The 18,439-nt window shown below is 45.2% G+C and carries 16 protein-coding genes and 1 pseudogene; 2 read left to right on the plus strand and 15 right to left on the minus strand.

Features of this window, described 5'->3' with window-relative positions; translation table 11 throughout:
• Positions 1 to 3 precede the first annotated feature (3 nt).
• Together addB and B1A98_RS12765 are read right to left on the minus strand one after the other, a co-directional pair.
• Positions 4 to 3,483, minus strand: coding sequence for a helicase-exonuclease AddAB subunit AddB (addB, locus tag B1A98_RS12760; protein WP_063383909.1), 3,480 nt, complete (start codon positions 3,481 to 3,483; stop codon positions 4 to 6).
• A gap of 138 nt (positions 3,484 to 3,621) precedes the next feature.
• Entirely contained in the window at positions 3,622 to 4,239 is a 618-nt protein-coding gene (locus B1A98_RS12765; RefSeq protein WP_041099171.1) for a TVP38/TMEM64 family protein, read from the minus strand.
• A 210-nt stretch (positions 4,240 to 4,449) separates the two neighbouring features.
• Between B1A98_RS12765 and B1A98_RS20205 the strand changes: the two genes are divergently transcribed.
• Positions 4,450 to 4,683 carry an IDEAL domain-containing protein gene (locus tag B1A98_RS20205; RefSeq protein WP_041100226.1) on the plus strand — a complete coding sequence of 78 codons (234 nt, stop codon included), beginning with the start codon at positions 4,450 to 4,452 and terminating at the stop codon, positions 4,681 to 4,683.
• 125 nt (positions 4,684 to 4,808) lie between these two features.
• Here the strand turns inward: B1A98_RS20205 and B1A98_RS12775 are convergent, their stop codons facing one another.
• From B1A98_RS12775 to B1A98_RS12790, 4 genes are all read right to left on the minus strand, one after another.
• Positions 4,809 to 6,125, minus strand: a complete 1,317-nt coding sequence (locus tag B1A98_RS12775) for a M48 family metallopeptidase (protein WP_063383961.1) — start codon at positions 6,123 to 6,125, stop codon at positions 4,809 to 4,811.
• 248 nt (positions 6,126 to 6,373) lie between these two features.
• On the minus strand, positions 6,374 to 7,927 hold the full coding sequence (locus B1A98_RS12780; RefSeq protein WP_063383908.1) for a fatty acid--CoA ligase family protein: 1,554 nt from the start codon (positions 7,925 to 7,927) through the stop codon (positions 6,374 to 6,376).
• A gap of 134 nt (positions 7,928 to 8,061) precedes the next feature.
• On the minus strand, positions 8,062 to 9,051 hold the full coding sequence (locus B1A98_RS12785) for a lipoate--protein ligase (protein ID WP_063383907.1): 990 nt from the start codon (positions 9,049 to 9,051) through the stop codon (positions 8,062 to 8,064).
• A 13-nt stretch (positions 9,052 to 9,064) separates the two neighbouring features.
• Positions 9,065 to 9,799: an MBL fold metallo-hydrolase gene (locus B1A98_RS12790; protein ID WP_063383906.1), complete on the minus strand. Its 735-nt coding sequence runs from the start codon at positions 9,797 to 9,799 to the stop codon at positions 9,065 to 9,067.
• Positions 9,800 to 9,996: 197 nt separating this feature from the next.
• Between B1A98_RS12790 and yhfH the strand changes: the two genes are divergently transcribed.
• Positions 9,997 to 10,131, plus strand: a complete 135-nt coding sequence (gene yhfH / locus B1A98_RS12795; RefSeq protein ID WP_065410836.1) for a protein YhfH — start codon at positions 9,997 to 9,999, stop codon at positions 10,129 to 10,131.
• A gap of 84 nt (positions 10,132 to 10,215) precedes the next feature.
• Here the strand turns inward: yhfH and B1A98_RS12800 are convergent, their stop codons facing one another.
• The 9 genes and pseudogenes from B1A98_RS12800 to hemE form a co-directional block, all read right to left on the minus strand.
• The gene (locus B1A98_RS12800) at positions 10,216 to 12,528 is read right to left on the minus strand and encodes a YhgE/Pip domain-containing protein (protein WP_063383960.1); all 2,313 of its coding nucleotides are present in this window, start codon (positions 12,526 to 12,528) and stop codon (positions 10,216 to 10,218) included.
• A 73-nt stretch (positions 12,529 to 12,601) separates the two neighbouring features.
• Positions 12,602 to 13,174, minus strand: coding sequence for a TetR/AcrR family transcriptional regulator (locus B1A98_RS12805; RefSeq protein ID WP_041099163.1), 573 nt, complete (start codon positions 13,172 to 13,174; stop codon positions 12,602 to 12,604).
• 285 nt (positions 13,175 to 13,459) lie between these two features.
• Positions 13,460 to 13,663: pseudogene (locus tag B1A98_RS12810) on the minus strand (transposase); the annotation flags it as partial.
• Between the two features lie 332 nt (positions 13,664 to 13,995).
• Positions 13,996 to 14,157 carry a hypothetical protein gene (locus B1A98_RS20500; RefSeq protein WP_169713114.1) on the minus strand — a complete coding sequence of 54 codons (162 nt, stop codon included), beginning with the start codon at positions 14,155 to 14,157 and terminating at the stop codon, positions 13,996 to 13,998.
• Between the two features lie 23 nt (positions 14,158 to 14,180).
• Positions 14,181 to 14,576 carry a hypothetical protein gene (locus B1A98_RS12815; protein ID WP_063383904.1) on the minus strand — a complete coding sequence of 132 codons (396 nt, stop codon included), beginning with the start codon at positions 14,574 to 14,576 and terminating at the stop codon, positions 14,181 to 14,183.
• Entirely contained in the window at positions 14,569 to 14,742 is a 174-nt protein-coding gene (locus tag B1A98_RS20505) for a hypothetical protein (RefSeq protein ID WP_158286035.1), read from the minus strand. The genes B1A98_RS12815 and B1A98_RS20505 overlap by 8 nt, the downstream gene beginning before the upstream one ends.
• Positions 14,743 to 14,860: 118 nt before the next feature.
• Positions 14,861 to 16,267, minus strand: coding sequence for a protoporphyrinogen oxidase (gene hemY, locus B1A98_RS12820; RefSeq protein ID WP_063383903.1), 1,407 nt, complete (start codon positions 16,265 to 16,267; stop codon positions 14,861 to 14,863).
• A gap of 21 nt (positions 16,268 to 16,288) precedes the next feature.
• Positions 16,289 to 17,230: a ferrochelatase gene (gene hemH / locus B1A98_RS12825; protein ID WP_041100216.1), complete on the minus strand. Its 942-nt coding sequence runs from the start codon at positions 17,228 to 17,230 to the stop codon at positions 16,289 to 16,291.
• Between the two features lie 19 nt (positions 17,231 to 17,249).
• Positions 17,250 to 18,293 carry a uroporphyrinogen decarboxylase gene (hemE, locus tag B1A98_RS12830; protein WP_223662824.1) on the minus strand — a complete coding sequence of 348 codons (1,044 nt, stop codon included), beginning with the start codon at positions 18,291 to 18,293 and terminating at the stop codon, positions 17,250 to 17,252.
• Positions 18,294 to 18,439: the final 146 nt, after the last annotated feature.

The raw sequence follows: 18,439 nt of genomic DNA on the forward strand, positions 1-18,439 counted from the left end.
ATGTTAGCTGCCCCCTTCCTTTAAATCTTCCAAAATATCTTTTTTCGGCATGATCAGCCGGTAGTTATTCTCTTCAAGGGTCTCATCAAACTGGCAAACCGGGCGGTATGAACAAAAGTTGCATGGCGTACTGTCTTTATATTGGTAAGGATCGATAGTCACTTTACCGCTGACAATTTCATCACCTGACTGCTGATATAGCCGCCGCACATGCTGCCTCATCCCGTCAAACACCCTTCTGTCCGCTGTTTTAGAAAATCTTTTATCCAGCTTTCCGCTTTTCGTGTAAGAAACAGGAATAATAGGAGATGCCCCTTCTCCAATATTGGCATCCATCAGCTGAAGCGATTCTTCTTCCCCGAGGATCAGGCCGCTCATCTTAAACTTCTTAAATAATTCCCGCTCAATCTCTTCCAAGGTTAATAGCTTTTTGCTGCTGATAAAAGGATTGTGCACATGAAAGTACAGCACTCCTGCCGGATGAGCCTCTGTTCCGACCAGCTCCGGGGAATAAGTCCATACAATATCCAAATAGGTCAGCATCTGCAGGGCAATTCCGTAATAAACCTCCGTCAGATCCAAATCGCGCCCGCTCGACTTATAATCAATGACGCGCAAGTAAATGCCATCCTCGCCCTTAGCCTGATCCACCCGGTCAATGCGGCCGGCCAGCGCCATTTTCGTGCCGTTCTTCAATGTAAAAGCCAAAGGCGGCAGCTTTTCTCCGGGACCGAAGCCAAGCTCCAGACCGACAGGCGAAAATCCGCTCGCTTTCGCTTGCCCGCTCAGCGCATAGGAAGCCCGTCCAATGATTTGCTCCAGCTTCCTTGTCAAATAAAGATGACGGTTAGAGCTTAACAAAATTTGATTTTGCAATTGCGGTGCCAGCTGCTTAACCGCCTCGCTTGCTAATTTCTGGCATTGCGCTTTTGAAAGCTGTGCCCAATTTAACCCTTGCCGCGTCACTTCATCAGCAATCCATTTCAAAGCGCCATGAAACAAATTGCCGATATCAGGCGCTTGGAGCCGGAAAATATCCCGTTCTCTGAGCTTTAAGCCGTGCTGGGCAAAATGAGAGAATGGGCAACGGTTAAACATCTCCATTCTTGTCACGCTAGCCAATATTTCTTCCCCATATAACTCCGTGCTGGTGGTTTCATCAAGCTGCTCTGTATCGTTTCTGTAAAACAGGCTGGACAGCACCTGTTTCGCTTTTTCCCTCTGCTTCGGATCATCTATATAGAAGTTGTAAACATCCCACCAAAAATCGTACATCGGATAATGAAGCCGTTTGGATTGCAGCTGGGAGGTTAAATAAGACAGAGTCGGATTGGGATGGCAAACGTATTGAAGCTGCTCCCCTTCGTCCAGCTCCGATGGTTCATTGACAAGCAATTTTTCTTTCATTGCTGGAAATAATTCCTTGATTCGTTTAATAAAGAAAGACGGCAGCAGCGTCTTCCCTTCGTCATCGGCAATAGGGTAAGAAAGATACAGCTGTCTCGCTGAAACAGTAAATGCCCGGTAAGCTGTAAATTCTTCATCAAGCATTTTTCTCCGGCTGCTAAGTGCAAGCTTCATTCCGCCTGCCAGCAGCCGCTCGCGGTCTTCATCAGCCAAGATGCCGGCCTCCATTTGCCGGGCAGGCAGCACGCCATCATTGATCCCAATAACAAAAGCCGCTTCGATCTCGCCAAGGCGGGACAGCTCCAAATTTGCCACTGTCACTTGATCAGCAGCCGGCGGCACAATAGCAAATTCCATCGCTTCCAGTCCGGCATCCACAATGACAGAAAAATCCTTCAGCGTCGTTTTCTCGTCGCCCAGCACCTCTACGTACTGATCAATCATTTCCATTACTGCATTCCATGCCTGATTGTGCTCCCTCGCTGTTATCAAGTCCCCTTTGCTTTCCGCTTCCATACTAAAGGTTTCCAGCTTTTCCGGAATCCGGAGTTCCTCCAAATACAAATAAAGAGCTTCACCGTATTCCTTGCCGGTCTTTGCCTTCTTCAGCCTGCGCGAAAGCCGGGAAATGGGTTCAGACAAGAGTTTTCTCACTTCATTTAACTCGGCCTCCGTTGCCTTCTCTTCATCTGTCTGCACCTTGTTCACTTGTTCCAGCCCTCTAAAACGGCGATAGCTCCAATCCTCTTTTTCCGTCCAGCGGTCTCCCTTCACTCCGTAAGCAAGCACATAGTTTTCCAGCCGGTCTGCTTTCTCACGCAGCACCTGCCAGTTGGCATCTACAGGAAACAATAAATCCGTTTTTACTGCGCGAAATACTGATTCATACCGCCAGTTGCTATTAATTACTTCGAGAGTGGCGCGAATGAGTTCAATAAGCGGATGATTCATCATCGGACGCTTTTGATCAATGAAAAAAGGAATCTCATAATCACGGAAAATCGTTTCCACTAATTGCTGATAATCTTTGCCATTCCGGACAAGTACAGCCATTTGCTTAAAGCGCAGGCCTTGCTCGCGGGCAAGCCTCCGGATTTCCCGGGCTGTCCCCTCAATTTCCGCTCTTCTGCTCGCCGCTCTAATCAGACAAAGATTATTGGATGGTTCAAATGGAACAGGCGGCCGGCGGTCAAAATATGCCTCTAAATGGGCTAGGCTCTCTTCTTTATGCCGTTTTCCTGCCGTCAACACCATATCCTTTTCCACTTGAATACCGTTTTCGATAGCTAAATTATATACATTGAAGTAGGTATCACCGGTCAGGCGGAATAAATGGGTGTCCTCAGGCGGAGCCAAACGGAACGGAGCATCAGTTGTTAGCGCAATCGTTACTTTCTTTGCCTGTTTCATCAGCTGCAGGAGAACCGTATATTCCTGCGGAGTAAAGCTGTGAAAACCATCAACGTATACCTCTGCCTTCTTTATATAATCGGACGCAGAAGCCGCTTCCGACAAGAGACGCAAATAATCCTCCGAATCAACATACTTGCCGATGAGCGCTTCTTCAAAATCACTGTAGATTGCTTGCAAGTCGTGGAGCTTATCTTTCAGCGCTTTGGCTCCTCCGTTGCGCTCCAGCTCCTCCTGCTTTGCCGCTAATTCCTCCGGAGTCACGCAATACCGTTTAAATTCTGTGAGCATGCTCTCCACATGGCTGATAAATCCGTTCTTTCCGGCTGCTCCAGCAAATATTTTTAATTCCTCTTTCTTGTCCTCAATAATTTTTCGGATGAGCATGTTTAAACCGGAAGAGGAAATGTGGCGTCTGCTCATGCCCCCGGTTTCCTGCAGCACCCGCCAGGCAAGCCGCGTAAAGCTATATACTTGAGCTCGGATGATGCCGCCGAGTTTTTGATCTGAGGCCAATGTATATTCCGATAAGAAAGTCATCTGTTCCGGCACAAGATAAATAATAGGATGGCCAGCCGGCTTTTCCATCACTTTTCCTTTGATCGTCTCAAGCATTTGTTTCGTTTTGCCGGTACCTGACCGGCCAATGATAAATTGAACAGACACAACTTTTCCCCTCCAGTAAATTTCAGACAAGTCGTCCGCAGCTGCAAAGTTATTCTTTCATCATAATACAGATCATATGTTCTGTCATCTTCCTTGAATAAAAAGGAAATTAAAAAAAGAGCAGATTAACCAGCTCTTTTATCCCCTTTCCCTTTCTTTTCCTTCTTTTTTATTGAAGTATCTCTCCACCTGCTTGCCGGCTGCCCACAAAATAAAAATGACGCCGCCGAGAATCGCGGTGCGGACCGGCTGCTTGATTAATGCAAAGAGATCGTATCCGATAAAGCTGATCGAAAAAATCATTACAACTTTCCCCGCCATAACTGCAAGCAAATACTGTCTGATGCTAATATTCGATAATCCTGCAACAATATTGACTACAGCTGAAGGAGTAAACGGAAAGCATAAGAGCAAAAAAACGGGCCCAAAGCCGTGCCGGTCTACCCAATCCATTAGCCTTTGTACTTGAGAGTGCTTATGCAGAAAAGATAGCACTTTGCGCTGTCCGTAGTTTCGTACAAATAAAAACACAAGAAAGGCACCGGTAACAGACCCTCCCCACGATAAGAGGAACCCCCACCAAAGCCCGAAAGCACTGGCATTTGCCATAACAAAAACAAACAGAGGCAAAAAAGGAAGGAAGGCTTCGATTAACGGGAGGAAAAAGCCGGGAATCGGCCCGAAGGATTCATATTTGTGAATCACATCCATTATATTTTCAATTGTAAACCATTCTCGCAGGCTCGTTATATCCATCATGTTATACCCCTTGTATCGGCTGATATTTGCTTTTCTTATTTTACCATAACTGGCGCCTCAGCTTCATTGAGGAGGCTTGGCAGCAAAAGAGAAGCAGCCGCTGAAGTAATTCTCTTAAAAAATAATTTTCTAAATATTTTAAAAGTTTTGGTTGATTACTTTCGGGGTATCACATATAATAAGAAAAAGGTATCTGAGGTGATGAAAATGGAAAACAATAATTATTTTGCCGAAATGATGAAGTCCCCGATGCCGCGTGAACAAGTGAAAAATGCAACTGCTGCTTACATCGACAATTTGCTTAATGACATTTTGTTCAAACAAGAAAAACAAAAGCTGATGAAAGCGATCGATCAGTCCTTGGATGAAGGAAATCGCCAGTCATTTATTGAACTATCAGCGCAATTAAACGAATTAGAGAAACAATTTAAAAATAATTAATCCTTCTTTATGCTCTCCTCTTTCATATTAAATTCCCCTTATGGCGATAAGTTAGGAATCGGAGGCTGACTCAAAGAAAACAAATACATGGCACCCCTTTAAAAGGGGCGCCATGTATTTGTGGGCTAGTTCCTGTTTTTTTGAGCGCTTACTCCTCGGTTCTCTTCTATTTTCTTTCCTTGTTTATCCGGCAGCGGATAAGTTTCAATCGTATAAATACGTTCAGCCATGGCCGGATGACTGTACCGGAATATTTTCACAAGCCATGGCGGCTTTACTTCTGACAGCCCTTCCCTTGCTAATTTCTGGAAAGCGCTGATTGCCGCTTCTTTGTTTTGTGTCATCTCAATGGCATAAGCATCCGCCTGCTTTTCTTCAAAGCGGGAAATAGCGTTGGAAAAAGGGCTGGAAGCAAACACCATCATGGAAAGAACGAGCAGAAGCAGGGGCAGTGACCTTAATTGGGACAACTCCTGGATTTGAAGCTCTTCACCATGCTTTCTGACCAGTTTTTCCATCCACTTGGCCGCGAGCCAAAAGCCAAAAAAGGCAAGAACCAGATAGCTGCCGATACCAATATAAATATGCTTCTTCACATAATGGGCCATTTCATGGGCCATGACGAACAGCACCTCATCGTCATCCAGCTTATTCAATGTGGTGTCCCACAAAACAATTCGGGCATTTTCTCCAATCCCTGTAACGTAAGCATTCAAAGCATTTGTTTCCTGCGATTTATTGACCTCATATACATGATCGGCCGGTATATTTGCCTGATCAGCAAGTGTCAGGATCTTTGCCTCCAGCTTCTTATCCTTTAGCGGATAAAAATCATTATAGAGCGGATCAATCACCACAGGCTGAACATACATCATGAAAATCGTAAAGGGCACAAATAGAGTCCACGCCGCCAGCCACCATTTTTTCTTAAACCTTTTCATCAGCGCATATAGAACAAAAACAAGCACAATCATAATGACATAACTAACCCAGAAGTCGATCAACTCATTTTTCATCCACTGCGGAAATGTCTGGGCAGAAATTTTATAAACCCTGGAATAATGATAACTAATATACTGAAGAGGGAATGCAAGCATAAATGTAAGGAAAGATAGATAAAACAAGTAAATAGCCGTTTGGCCAAACGAAAAGTGCACCGTTCCCTTCGACCATTCTTCAAACTTTCTTGAGAGGCCGAAAACTAAAATAAATAAATAAACGAGCCATTCAAATGGAACACTGATAAAGAATAGGAAATTTTTTATCGTCGAATATTTTTGAGCAAGAGCCTGTTCTGCCCCGCTTAAGAAAACAGAGGGATCGGCGCTTGTCCCTTTATAAATCTCAGGAAGCCCTCCGGATGCCAGTCCATATAAATAGTAGTAAATGGCCAACGCAAACAATCCGTATCCCAATAAAGCATAAACGGCCCACCTCTTCACTGTCCGCCTCACTCCTTTCCTTCTCCTTTATTATATGTAATGCATAAGCTGTCCAGTTAGAACCGAAAAACAGAATTGTCCCTGCAAGTTTTCATCATGACAAGCAGCGATTGGCTATGCTAGAAATTTGTCCACAAGAGCTTTATCTTATTCATTTTCCGCTTCTCCTGTTCGTGTCTTTCCCAAGAAAAAATGGCTTGAACGCACCTGATCTGCATGCCTCCAAGCCCATATCTCCTATTGTATCTTCACCTTTGCAGCACTTGCTGCTTTAAAGCTCTTCTTAAAATTTTTCCTGTTGTATTTTTAGGGAGCTCTTCTAAAAACTCAACTTGCGCCGGCAATTTATAATCGGCCAGACGGCTGTGGCAATAGTCAAGCAGCTCCTCTTTTGTCAGCTTTTCATCTTTTGGAACGACAAAAGCAAGAACCGCCTCCCCATAATCGGGATCGGGCACGCCGAACACAGCCGCTTCAATCACATACGGATGGCTATATAATACTTCCTCCACCTCCCGCGGATACACATTGTAGCCGCCAACAATAATTAAATCCTTCTTGCGGTCAACGATGTAAAAATAACCTTCTTCATCCTTCCTGGCGAGATCTCCCGTATATAGCCAGCCGTTCTTCAGGGCAGCTGCCGTATATTCAGGCTGCTTGTAATATCCTTTCATTACATTCGGTCCCCGAACAATTAATTCGCCCACTTCTCCAGGAGGCAGTTCTTCTCCCTGTTCATTAACCACCTTGTTTTCAACATTCATAATGGAGCATCCAATAGAGCCAGCTTTCCGCGGGCGGTCGAGCGGATTAAACGCCGCTACAGGACTAGCCTCAGATAATCCATATCCTTCTGAAATTTTCACACGAAACTTTTCTTCAAAATTTTCCAGAAGAGCGACCGGCATAGAAGAGCCTCCCGAAATACATAAACGCAAAGAAGCAAAATCCTCAGGATGTCCCTCATCTGACTGATAGAGGAAATTGTACATAGTTGGCACGCCGGCAAAAACAGTGGCTTTGTGCTGCCGTGCCTGGGCAAATACTGCTCTTGGGCTAAACTTTGGAAAGATAATCATCGTTGCCCCGCTAATCAGCGGAGCATTCAAGCAAACACTCAAGCAAAAAACGTGGAACATAGGCAAGGCGGTGATGATTCTGTCTTTGTCGCTAAATTGCAAATAAGAACCGATATCGCGAGCATTTGAGTATAAGTTTTTATGAGTGAGCATCGCTCCTTTCGGCTTCCCGGTCGTCCCGGATGTGTACAAAATAACAGCTGTATCTTCCTCTGAAACGTCAGGAGGCTGAAAAGATGGAAGCCCCTTGTCGAGAACAGAGGAAAACGTTTTCATTTTCCTGCAAATCGAAAACAGCTCTGGACTGGCTTCTTTCGTTCGCTCATCCTTTGTCTCACAAATAATATAGTGCTCGACAAATGGCAAGGCCTCAGCGATTTTATCGGCAAGCGGCACTAGCACATCCAGCATAATAACCGCCTTGGCATCCCCATTTTGAAGAATGTAGCTCATCTCTCCCGGTGAATAAAGCGGATTGACAGGTATGACTGTAGCGCCCGCCCGCAATGCTCCGTAGAGACCGATAATAAATTCCGGAGAATTGCCGACAATTAAAGCAATATGATCCCCCTTCTGAATCCCCAATGCCTTCAAACCTGATGCGAACTTGTGAACGGCTTTATTTAGCTCCTCATATGTAGAGGTTTCATTCAGAAAATAATAAGCCGCTTTCTCCCCTTGTTTGGCCGCTGCACGTTCCAATGCTGCTGAAAGATTCATTTCATCCACTCCCCTTTTAAAATGTGAATGAATAGTCATTCATATTTGAATTTTCAATATTCATTATAATTCAATTTTTTCCAGCCTGCAAGAAAAGAAAAAACTGCCGATAGCAAACGGCAGTTTCCAGCATATTAATATAATAAGTCGACAAGCTCATCCTTTGTCACTTTTCCAAAGTAATGAGGCACATCTAATGAAGCAAGCGCCTGTTTAATCGCACTTTTTTCATATTTGACACCTTGTAGCCCATTTTCGATTTCTTCTACATCTCCCACGCCAAAAAAGTCGCCATAAATTTTACAGCTTTTAATCAATCCGTTTTTCACGTCGAGACGGGCATCAATTAAGCCGACCGGGAAGCGATGGGAACGCTGAATGTTAAACGCCGGGGATTTTCCATAGTTCCAGTCCCAGCTTTTATAACGCTCCTGTGAGATTTGTTCAATGACTTTCCAATCTTTGTCGTCCAGACGGTATTCAGGGATTTCATCCTCTCCCGCAAAAATATTCTTCAGCAAGAATTGACGAAACTCTTCGATTGTCATCGGAGTTTCCAGCAAATCAGCAATGTTCGTGACCCGGCTGCGGATAGACTTAATTCCTTTTGACTCGATTTTGTCCTTTCTCACCTTCAAGGCGGCTACGACATCATCCATATTAGTTTGAAACATTAAGGTGCCGTGGCTGAACATTCTTCCTTTTGTAGAGAATTGAGCATTCCCTGAAATCTTCAGCCCGTTGGCAAGAATGTCATTCCGTCCGCTCATTTCTGCTTGAATGCCTAATTTATGGAGAGCCTCAACGACAGGTCCGGTAAACTTTTTGAAGTTGTGAAAGCTGTCTCCATCATCTTTGGTAATAAAGCTGAAGTTCAAATTCCCTAAATCGTGGTAAACAGCTCCTCCGCCCGATAGCCGGCGGACAACATGAATGCCCTTCTCCTCAACATAATCAACGTTAATTTCTTCAATCGTATTTTGATTTTTTCCGATGATAATAGATGGCTCATTTATATAGAAAAGCAAATAAGATTCATTGATATCTAAATATTTGACGGCGTATTCCTCAATGGCCAAGTTTACCCGCGGGTCAGTGATTCCTTGATTATCAATAAACAGCATAATCGATCCTCCGTTATAGTCCTATTTCTAAATCTTCTTTCGCCAGCAGCACAGTGCCTTCGAACTCGGCTTCCGCTTCTGCCTTCAGCTGTGTAAGCTCTCCGAAATGCGGCAGGTGAGTTAGAACAAGTGTATTGACACCTGCCTGCCGGGCAAGCTTCCCAGCCTCCGAGCTTGTCATATGGCCCGCTGCCTGTCCGTCCATGCCGCTATAAAAATTACTCTCGCAAAGAAGCAGACTGCTTCCCTTAATAAAAGGAATGAATGCTTCCTGGTAAGCAGAGTCAGCTGTATACACTACAGACTGGCGGTGATTGGAAATTTTCACAGCATAGCATGGGACGGGATGAACTGTTCGCAGAAATTCCACTGTAAATGGACCGATGATAAGCTTTTCATCTGGATGATAGGCTTTTCCTATCGTTAGATCTTTGTATGTAAGAGCAGCAAAGCCCGCTTCATCCTCCTGGTGGCCATAAATCGGCAATGGAGAAACCTCCTTGCCTAAATGCTTGCTGATCAGGAGAGCATGCTGAAGAACACCGATATCCGCCACATGGTCAGGATGATAGTGTGACAATAAAACAGCGTCCAGCTGCTCGGGCTGAATATGATTTTGCAGATGGGAGAGCACCCCGCTGCCGCAATCAATGAGCAGCTTAAATCCACCTTCTTCAAATAAATAGCCTGAGCTTGCTTCATTCACTTTCGGATAGCCGCCCCAGCAGCCAATCACAGTCATGTTCATGGAAAGACTCCTTTCCGTTTCTTTATTTTTTATGTTCATATGTATTGTATTCCCGAAAGAGCTTCTGTTCAACTTCCGGAATTGTTAGACTTCTTAAAAAATTTAATCAAAAAGGGTTGACGCACAAAAACTGTTATAATACAATTATTAAAAATCAGACATCAGTTATATAACAAAAATAAGGGAGGCTACAACTAATGGTTAAAAACATCGTTGACTTTTTCAAAAACTTGCCGGCTAAACAATGCGCGAAATGCGGTTCCTATATTGAAGAACAACATGAGTGCTACGGCCATGTATGCGATGAATGCACAGACATTCAAGATTTGTAATCTGCTGCTTCTTACTTCGTGCTCCAATTCCATATTGATATAAAAAAGAAGAACCAGCTTCGCCTTGAGCTGGTTCTTCTTGTATTATTCTACAATGGTTGCTTCCTCTGCTGCTTTTCGGCCATATTGCTTTTTAAACATTCCCCTAAAGAAAATAGCGGTAATGATCAATGATACAGCCGCAAAGAGAAGAAGGATCATTTGGTTGCTCCACATAAAGTGGAAGTCGCCGCTTGAAATGACAGCTTTAAATGCCCGGACAGAATAGGCCATCGGCAGTACTGCATTAAACGGCTGCAGCGCTTGCGGTATTAATTCTAACGGGAAGGTTCCCGCACTTGCTGTTAATTGCAAGATTAAGATTAAGACAGCGATGAAACGCCCTGGATCTCCCCATATAGTCACAAGCATTTGAATAATGGCCATGAACGTCAAGCTGGTAATGATCACAGAGAAAACAAATAAAGGTACGCTCTCTACTTCCATTTTTAGTCCAAGAAGCAGAATAGCTGAAACAAGCAGTGACTGTGCAATTCCGGCAATAAACATCACTCCTGTCTTGCCAAGGAACCAGCGGAATCCGCTCGCAGGCCGCTCCACTGGTTCTCTCAGCGGAAAGACAATGGTCAGCATAAGAGCGCCGACAAATAAACCGAGCGATAAAAAGTAAGGAGCGATGCCTGTGCCATAGTTCGGTACGTGATGCTTGACTTCTTTATCTACTTTTACTGGCTCTGCCATCATATCGTACGTGTCTTCTGTAGCCTTTACCTCGTTGGCCTTATCAGCAGCCTCTCCAAGTTTGTCATGCAGTTCTTTCGTGCCTTCTTTCAATTCGCTTGAACCGCTTGCCAGTTCTTTTGATCCGTCGGCCAGCTTGCCGGCTCCTTCTGTCAACTTTCCTGAACCGGTCGTTAACTCTTTCAATCCGCTTCTTAACGCTTCAGCTCCGCTGGCTAATTCAGCTGAACCTCTTTGTGCTTCGGTAAGCTTTTCGCCCAGCTTGCTCATCCCGGCTGTCAATTCTTTTTCACCGGCTTGCAGCTTGCCGGTCCCTGCAGCCAGCTGGTCAGAGCCGTTCGCCAATCCGTGAACACCCTCCTGCAATTTTTGCTGCCCGGTCTGGACTTTTCCAAGACCTTCATTTAATGATTGCATATTAGGCGCAACCTGGCCGCTAATCGCCTTGTTAAGCTCTTTCGTGCCTGATGCCAGCTGCTTGCTTCCTTCCTCCAGCTTGCCAACATTGCTGCGGATTTGCTCAGCCATTTGAGCCTGTTGCTGCTCCACTTTTTTCTTAATCAGCGCAATTTCCACAGGAGAAAATTTTTGCTGCAGCAACGGCATATACTTCTCCATCTGCTGATTAATGGATTCATTCATTCCGGAAATGAGCTGCTCTTCAAACTGCCCCAATCCCTTATTTAACTGTTCAGCACCGGATGCCAGCTGTTCTGTGCTTTTGGCCAACTCCGGAATCTTGCTTTGGAATTGCTGGACGCCTTCCTTGATTTCCGTAGTTCCAGAATTCAGTTCAGTCATTTTTCCATCTACGGTATGAAGACCGCTTTGCAGGCTCGAAAGACCGGATGCCAGCTCATTCGTTCCTTTTTGCAGCTCTTGGCTGCCCGCCGTCAGCTTATTTTGTCCTTCTCCAAGCTGTGACAGACCTGAGCTTAGTTTAGAAGCACCGCCAGCCAGTTCTGTTGTTCCCGCTCCAGCCTTTGAAAGGCCTTCAGAAAACTGTACAGAGCTGTCAGCAAGAGCAGCTAGATTTTCCTTAAGCTTGATGGCTCCATCGGAAAGCTTGCCCGCTCCCTCGTCAAGGTCTCCGGCTCCGTCACTGGCAGTTGTCAGCCCTTCGCCCATTTTTTTAATTTGCTCGAACATTGTTTCTGCGTAAGTCTCTGTTACACTCTTTTGGACGGATGCCCGGATTTCTTTCATAGCTGTTCCGGCCATTTGTGAGGAAACGAAGTTATAGCTTTCGTTCGGGACATATCTTAACTCCAATTTACGTGGATTGTCATCAAGTAATGTGGTGGCATTTTCGGAGAAATTAGCCGGAATTTCAATCAGCATATAATATTCCTGCTTATCGATGCCTTTCTCCGCTTTTTTCTCATCAACGATGTAAAAATCAAAATCATCGCTTTTTTTCAGTTCCTTCGCCAGTTCATCGCCGATGTCTAGGTTTTCCCCTTCAAAATCAGCGCCGGCATCGTTATTGACGACGGCTACCGGCAATTTATCCAAATGGGAATAAGGATCCCAAAAAGCCCATAAAAGCATTCCCGCATACAGCAGCGGAATAAGTACAATCGCTATCATCGAAATCAGCAACATGCGGTTTTTAGCAATATTTTTCAGCTCTGCTATCAGCATAGATTGTTTCATAATTGCCTCCATATTAAAATTAATGACTGTTTTATTCAACTGGTCATTTTTATTCAAAAGAAAAGGATTTTCCTTATGTGGATAAACCCTCAAATAAGTAAAGCTCAAATAAACGGGAAATCTCTTCCTCGCTCAGCGGCGCCCCTCTTTGCTCCCAATCGAAAATCAGCGAAATATAAAGCTTAAACATGACAAACGCTGTCACTTCCGGATTGCACGGTTTAATCTTTCCTGCTTGAACAGCGAGCAGCACTTTTTCTTTAATAAAAGACAAAACAGCCTCTTCCATCATTGCCATAACATCAAGAACAGCAGGCGTTCCCATTTCTTTTCCTTCCTGAAACAGCTTGATGGTCAGTTGATGCCTTCTTCTAAATTGCAAAATTTCAAAAAGGGCTCGATGGACGTTTTCATGAAAGGTAAGAGAAGGATCAATTGCTTTTTCAGCCGCTTCCCTCATCTCAGCAATCAGCGTCTGGATAATTTCATCAAACAGCTCTTCCTTGTTTTTAAAGAATGTATAAATGGTTCCTTTCCCGACATTTGCCAGCTTGGCTACCTGATCCATTGTTGTCGCCTTGTAGCCAAAGAGTGAAAAGGATTTGGTAGCTGCTTCAATAATATCTTGTTTGCGGTCAACTGCCATCTCCTGCCTCCATTTCTGACCAAATGAACGTTTTGGTCATTTCATATAGAGTATATTACTGCAAATGCCCATGAATAGCAACTATAAAAAAAGATAATTTTTTTATAACGGAACGCCCTAGCGAAAATCTATACAATAGGATCCAACAAAAACTTGGAACACCTCCACATTTTTACCCCATTGGCCATCCTGCCTCCAAGTGCAAGGCTGCGTATTTAAACAGAAGAAAAGAGGCTCTGGCCATCAAAAAAGATGGTCAAAGCCTTTTTTTCATTACTATTGGAGTCTAATAAATGTCCGGTTCATTAAAATAACCGGATCAATACTTGGGCGTCCTACTTCCGAGTACAACTCTTCCACCGAGTCATAAATAAATAAAAAACCAATCGCTGCCTCCATTTTACGAGCCAGATGATCCCCTGGCACAGGCTGGTCTAGAGCGACCCTATCTATTTGATCCCGCTGGATGAGATGGTGTTTCAGAAGCACCTTCCTCCCCTCAAGCGTTTTGTGCATCTACCCTAACTTTTATACAGTCTGTTGATTAAAATGGAAGGCGCGCAGACTCCGGCGGTATCTGCGGGACAGGTGAGACCCCGCAGGCGCTTGGACGCCGAGGAGGCTCACCGCCCGCCCCGCGGAAAGCGAAGCGCCTGGAATGGAAAGCAACAGGCCCATCCATGAGCAAAACTAAAAAAGACTGCGGACAAACTTCCATTTTCATTGAGTTTGTCTACAGTTCGAAGCCCTATTATAAGCAATAGGGCTTGCTGCGTGCTCTTTCCATCTATTCAAACGGCACAAACGAAGCTCCCGCAGCTTTATCTTTTCAGCTTTTGCTCTTCTGCATATCGATTTCTTTCGCCGCCATCCGCTAATTCTTCCGAAAACTCTGGCTGGTGCTTGCTATGTTTAAACGCGCTTTTGATTTCAGAAGACGCCATATTGTTATTAGGAGCAGCTTGTTCGTTCCATTTCCCCATCTCATCCCATCCTTTCCTTTTATTTATTCAGGCGAGCGGTATTCTGCCTGATAAGAATTTGGGCCGGCATAAACGGACAGCAGCGTATCAGCATAGCCCACAAGACGATTGATGATTTCATCAGAAAGAGCATAAATAAGCGGGTACATGGCCGGTTCTTCCATACGCGGATCGCTATAAATGATCGTTGTATGGATAAATATTTCCCGGTTGCCGTAAAGCTCATAATGGATGATCGCCTTTCCTGCCGCGCTGCCTGCTGGTTCTCCTGTAAATCCCGGAAAGAAAAGATACCACTCTTCCGCAGTCGCCGACCGAAAATTTTTCGTGAAGCGCAGGCCGGCAGTTTCCTTATCAATACGCGCTTTCAAAGCCGGATCGATCCCGTCCGCCAGGTTTTCTTTCCGCTCTTTACTCATGCTTCTCTTTCATGTGCAGAAGAGAATGCCCAGAACGGCTTTCTTCCCTCAGCACAGGTTCCAAACCATAGCCTGTGGAGCTAATCTCCAGCACCTCGTCATTCGCTTCCTTCTTCAGGTATAAGCTTGGACTTTCCCGATATTGGCTTACGTCGCCTTTTTCCATAGGGAAACCTCCTTTATTGTGTGCTGGTCTTAGTATTCCCCTTCTCACAAGGCCATACGATAAAGTTGATCCTGCAATCAACAAAAGAGACTGTTCCCGAATTTCGGAACAGTCTCTGTCAGTTGTTCGTTTGTATAAATGCTGCGGCTTTTTTTGCCGCTTCCTCGCCCTGCTCGATACAGGCAGGCATCCCCACTCCCCTAAAGGAACTGCCCGCGATAAAAAGACCGGATAAGCTTTTGTCAATGTGTGCTTCGATCTTTTCAATTCTCTGTTTATGGCCGATCGTGTATTGCGGCATCGCGTTTTTCCAGCGGCTCACTACCGTGAATTCCGGCTGTGCCGATAGCTGCAGCGTTCTCTTTAAATCTTCCACCACAATTTGTTCGATTTCAGTATCTGATAAATCAACGATGGCCTCATCACCCGCCCGGCCGACGTAACAGCGAAGCAGGGCTTTTCCCGCCGGCACTGTGTGCGGCCACTTTTTATGCACGCAGGTGCAAGCTGTAATAGTTACATCACTGTTTCTTGAAACAACAAATCCTGAACCATCCGCATAATGAGGGACGGCTTCTTCAGGAAAAGCCATTGCGATCGTTGCAACCGACATAGCCGGCATTTTCTTGAGTTCATGAAAAAAATCGTATTGCGGCATCATAGCGGGCAAGGTAGTATGCGGTGTTGTCACAATCACGCTGTCACACATAATTTTCACGCCATCATTCAGCGTTAGAAAGAACTTGCCATCCTCCCGTCTGTCAATGCGCTTGACTCGAACGCCTTTTAAAACGGAACCGCCTTCCAGTCTTTTCTCGATGCCTTGCACCAATGTATCGAGACCATCCCGCAGCGTTAGAAAGCCGCCGCTCTCATTGGCCAGCATAGCAGACAACTGTCTTAAACTGAGGATAAGGCTGCGGGGAGGCTTTCCGCCTTTAGTTAATAATTGCGGAAGCGTAGCCGTTAAGCTCAGCCTGTCAATGTCACCGGCATAAATGCCTGATAAAAGCGGTTCAATGAGGTTCTCGACAATCTCATTGCCAAGACGCCGCCTGAAAAAGCCGCCAAGTGAGGTATCGCCATCGAAATCTGTCCTAGGCAGGAAAAGGTCCGCTCCGGCTCTTAATTTTCCAGCCACGGAAAAAAGATTGGTCGCAAGAAAAGGAGTCACTTTAGTCGGGACGCCGATCATTGACCCTGCTGGTATCGCATGAAGTTTGCCGTTAACGAGTACATACGGACGGCTGGCTTTGCTAGCCACTAATTGATCGCCAAGCCCGGCTTCCCTGGCCAGCTGGCTGACGCTTTCTTTTCTGGCGAGAAAGGAATCCGGCCCCCTCTCAATAACGAAGCCGTCCTTTCTCATCGTTCGGATTTTGCCGCCCAGGCGGGGGGTTGCTTCGATCAACGTCACAGCTAACGGGAGCTGGCTGGCTTTAGCTGCTTTTTGCAAATAGTAGGCTGCTGTCAGCCCTGTAATTCCGCCGCCTACAACAACAACCCTCTTTTTTTCGCCCAGCACAGTTTCATCGCCCTCTTTTTATTAGTTTGTGTGTGTTGCCAAGTGTTTTAAAACCACTTCACCAAGCGCCTCGATAAATTCCGGACGGGCATTTGGCATCGGCGGGCGATAATAGGCCGCACCGATCTCATCAGTGATCACTTTACATTCATAATCATTGTCGTATAAAACCTCCAAATGCTCAGCTACAAATCCAACCGGCACATAAAGAAAGGCACGATAGCCTTTTTGCTCGAACAAATCGCGTGTTAAGTCTTGTACATCCGGGCCGATCCATGGCTCCGGAGTGTTTCCTGCACTTTGCCAGCCAATTTCGATGTTAGCTACGCCTGATGCTTGGCCAATCAGCTCTGCTGTCTCTTCGAGTTGCCGCGGATAAGGGTCCCCCATTGAAATGATTTTTTCCGGCAAGCTGTGTGCAGAAACAATCATGACAAAATTGGCGCGCTCTTCCGCTGACATGCTGGCAACGGTTTCTTTTATTTTGTTCGCCCAGTAATCGATAAACTTCGGCTCTTGATACCAGCTTTCAATTGAGGTGATCTCTGGTCCGCCAATTTTCTCTGCCTCAGCCTTCGCCCGCCCGTTATAAGACTTCACGCTGAATGTGGAGAAATGAGGAGCGAGCACAATTGAGACCGCTTCTTCGATTCCATCTGCTTTCATTTGCTGGACAGCATCCTCAATAAACGGCTCAATATGCTTTAAGCCGATGTACATTTTAAATTCAATGTCTTCTTGTATACCATTCAAATGCTGTTCAAGCTTTTCCGCCTGCTCTTGTGTAATCGAAGCAAGCGGCGAAATGCCGCCGATTGCTTCATAGCGGGAACGCAAATCTTCAAGCATTTCCGGCGTCGGCTTTCTGCCCCGGCGAATATGTGTGTAATAACGTTCAATATCTTCTTCTTTATATGGTGTTCCGTATGCCATGACTAACAAGCCCATTTTTTTCTTTGTCACATTGCTCACCTCTGCTGCATTATTTTCGCTTTTGTGCACTGTATTCATGTACGAAGCTGGTCAAGCGCTTTAATACGTCTGGATTGACCTCAGGAAACACTCCATGCCCTAAATTGAAGATATGGCCTGGCGAAGCAAGGCCTGCATCTAAAATAGCACGTGTTCTTTCTTCAATCACTTCCCACGGAGCAAGCAGGATTGCCGGGTCAAGGTTTCCTTGCACTGTTTTTGTGATGCCCATTGCCCTCGCCTCTTGTATCGGAAGGCGCCAATCAAGACCGACCACATCAAGCGGAAGTTCATGCCATTCTTTTGCCAGGTGGCTTGCACCTACCCCGAACATAATTAATGGAACATTTTCTTCGCGCAGTTCGCTAAAAATACGCTCCATGACCGGCTTAATAAATAAACGGTAATCTGAAATATTTAACGCTCCGACCCATGAATCAAAAATTTGGATAGCTCGGGCCCCCGCTTTTACTTGAGCGCGCACATAAGTCACTGTCATCTCAGCCAGCTTGTCCATCAGTGCTTGCCATGCTTTTGGCTCAGCATACATAAAAGCTTTTGTTTTGTTGTAGTTTTTTGAAGGGCCGCCTTCGATCATATAGCTTGCGAGCGTGAATGGTGCGCCGGCAAAACCGATAAGCGGAACGTCAAGCTGCTCTTCCGTCAGCAGGCGAATCGTATCAAGCACATATGGAACATCGCTTTCCGGATCGATTTGTCCGAGCTTTTCGACATCAGCTAAAGAACGAATCGGGTTATCAATCACTGGACCGATTCCTGATTTAATGTCTACATCAACACCGATTGCTGGAAGCGGAGACATAATATCTTTATAAAGAATAGCGGCATCGACATCGTATTGATCGACTGGAAGCTTTGTGACATAAGCACATAATTCAGGCTGATGGGTAATCTCGAAAAGGGAGTATTTCTCTTTTAATTTGCGGTATTCCGGCTGAGAACGGCCCGCTTGGCGCATATACCAAACCGGTGTATACTCCGTCTTTTCCCCTTTTGCCGCTTTTAAAAATGTTTCATTAATTTTTCGCACCACTGCTGCACATCCACCTTTCATATCTTCAAAAGTTGATCTATCACTTTCTATTCAGTCCATAAACGGAAATAAGCGAACAATCGTATCTATTTATACGTTTACACTATAGTAGTTTTGAGGCAAAAAGTATAGCGTGGACCCCTAAA

The organism is Pseudobacillus badius (genome assembly GCF_002189605.1).
In the GTDB taxonomy this organism is placed as follows: domain Bacteria; phylum Bacillota; class Bacilli; order Bacillales; family Domibacillaceae; genus Pseudobacillus; species Pseudobacillus badius.

Coding starts and splice junctions, on each gene's coding strand:
- B1A98_RS12765 (WP_041099171.1), bottom strand. CDS start 4,239: ATGGATATAACGAGCCTGCGAGAATGGTTTACAATTGAAAATATAATG.
- B1A98_RS20205 (WP_041100226.1), top strand. CDS start 4,450: ATGGAAAACAATAATTATTTTGCCGAAATGATGAAGTCCCCGATGCCG.
- B1A98_RS12780 (WP_063383908.1), bottom strand. CDS start 7,927: ATGAATCTTTCAGCAGCATTGGAACGTGCAGCGGCCAAACAAGGGGAG.
- B1A98_RS12785 (WP_063383907.1), bottom strand. CDS start 9,051: ATGCTGTTTATTGATAATCAAGGAATCACTGACCCGCGGGTAAACTTG.
- B1A98_RS12790 (WP_063383906.1), bottom strand. CDS start 9,799: ATGAACATGACTGTGATTGGCTGCTGGGGCGGCTATCCGAAAGTGAAT.
- yhfH (WP_065410836.1), top strand. CDS start 9,997: ATGGTTAAAAACATCGTTGACTTTTTCAAAAACTTGCCGGCTAAACAA.
- B1A98_RS12800 (WP_063383960.1), bottom strand. CDS start 12,528: ATGAAACAATCTATGCTGATAGCAGAGCTGAAAAATATTGCTAAAAAC.
- B1A98_RS12805 (WP_041099163.1), bottom strand. CDS start 13,174: ATGGCAGTTGACCGCAAACAAGATATTATTGAAGCAGCTACCAAATCC.
- B1A98_RS20500 (WP_169713114.1), bottom strand. CDS start 14,157: ATGGGGAAATGGAACGAACAAGCTGCTCCTAATAACAATATGGCGTCT.
- B1A98_RS12815 (WP_063383904.1), bottom strand. CDS start 14,576: ATGAGTAAAGAGCGGAAAGAAAACCTGGCGGACGGGATCGATCCGGCT.
- B1A98_RS20505 (WP_158286035.1), bottom strand. CDS start 14,742: ATGGAAAAAGGCGACGTAAGCCAATATCGGGAAAGTCCAAGCTTATAC.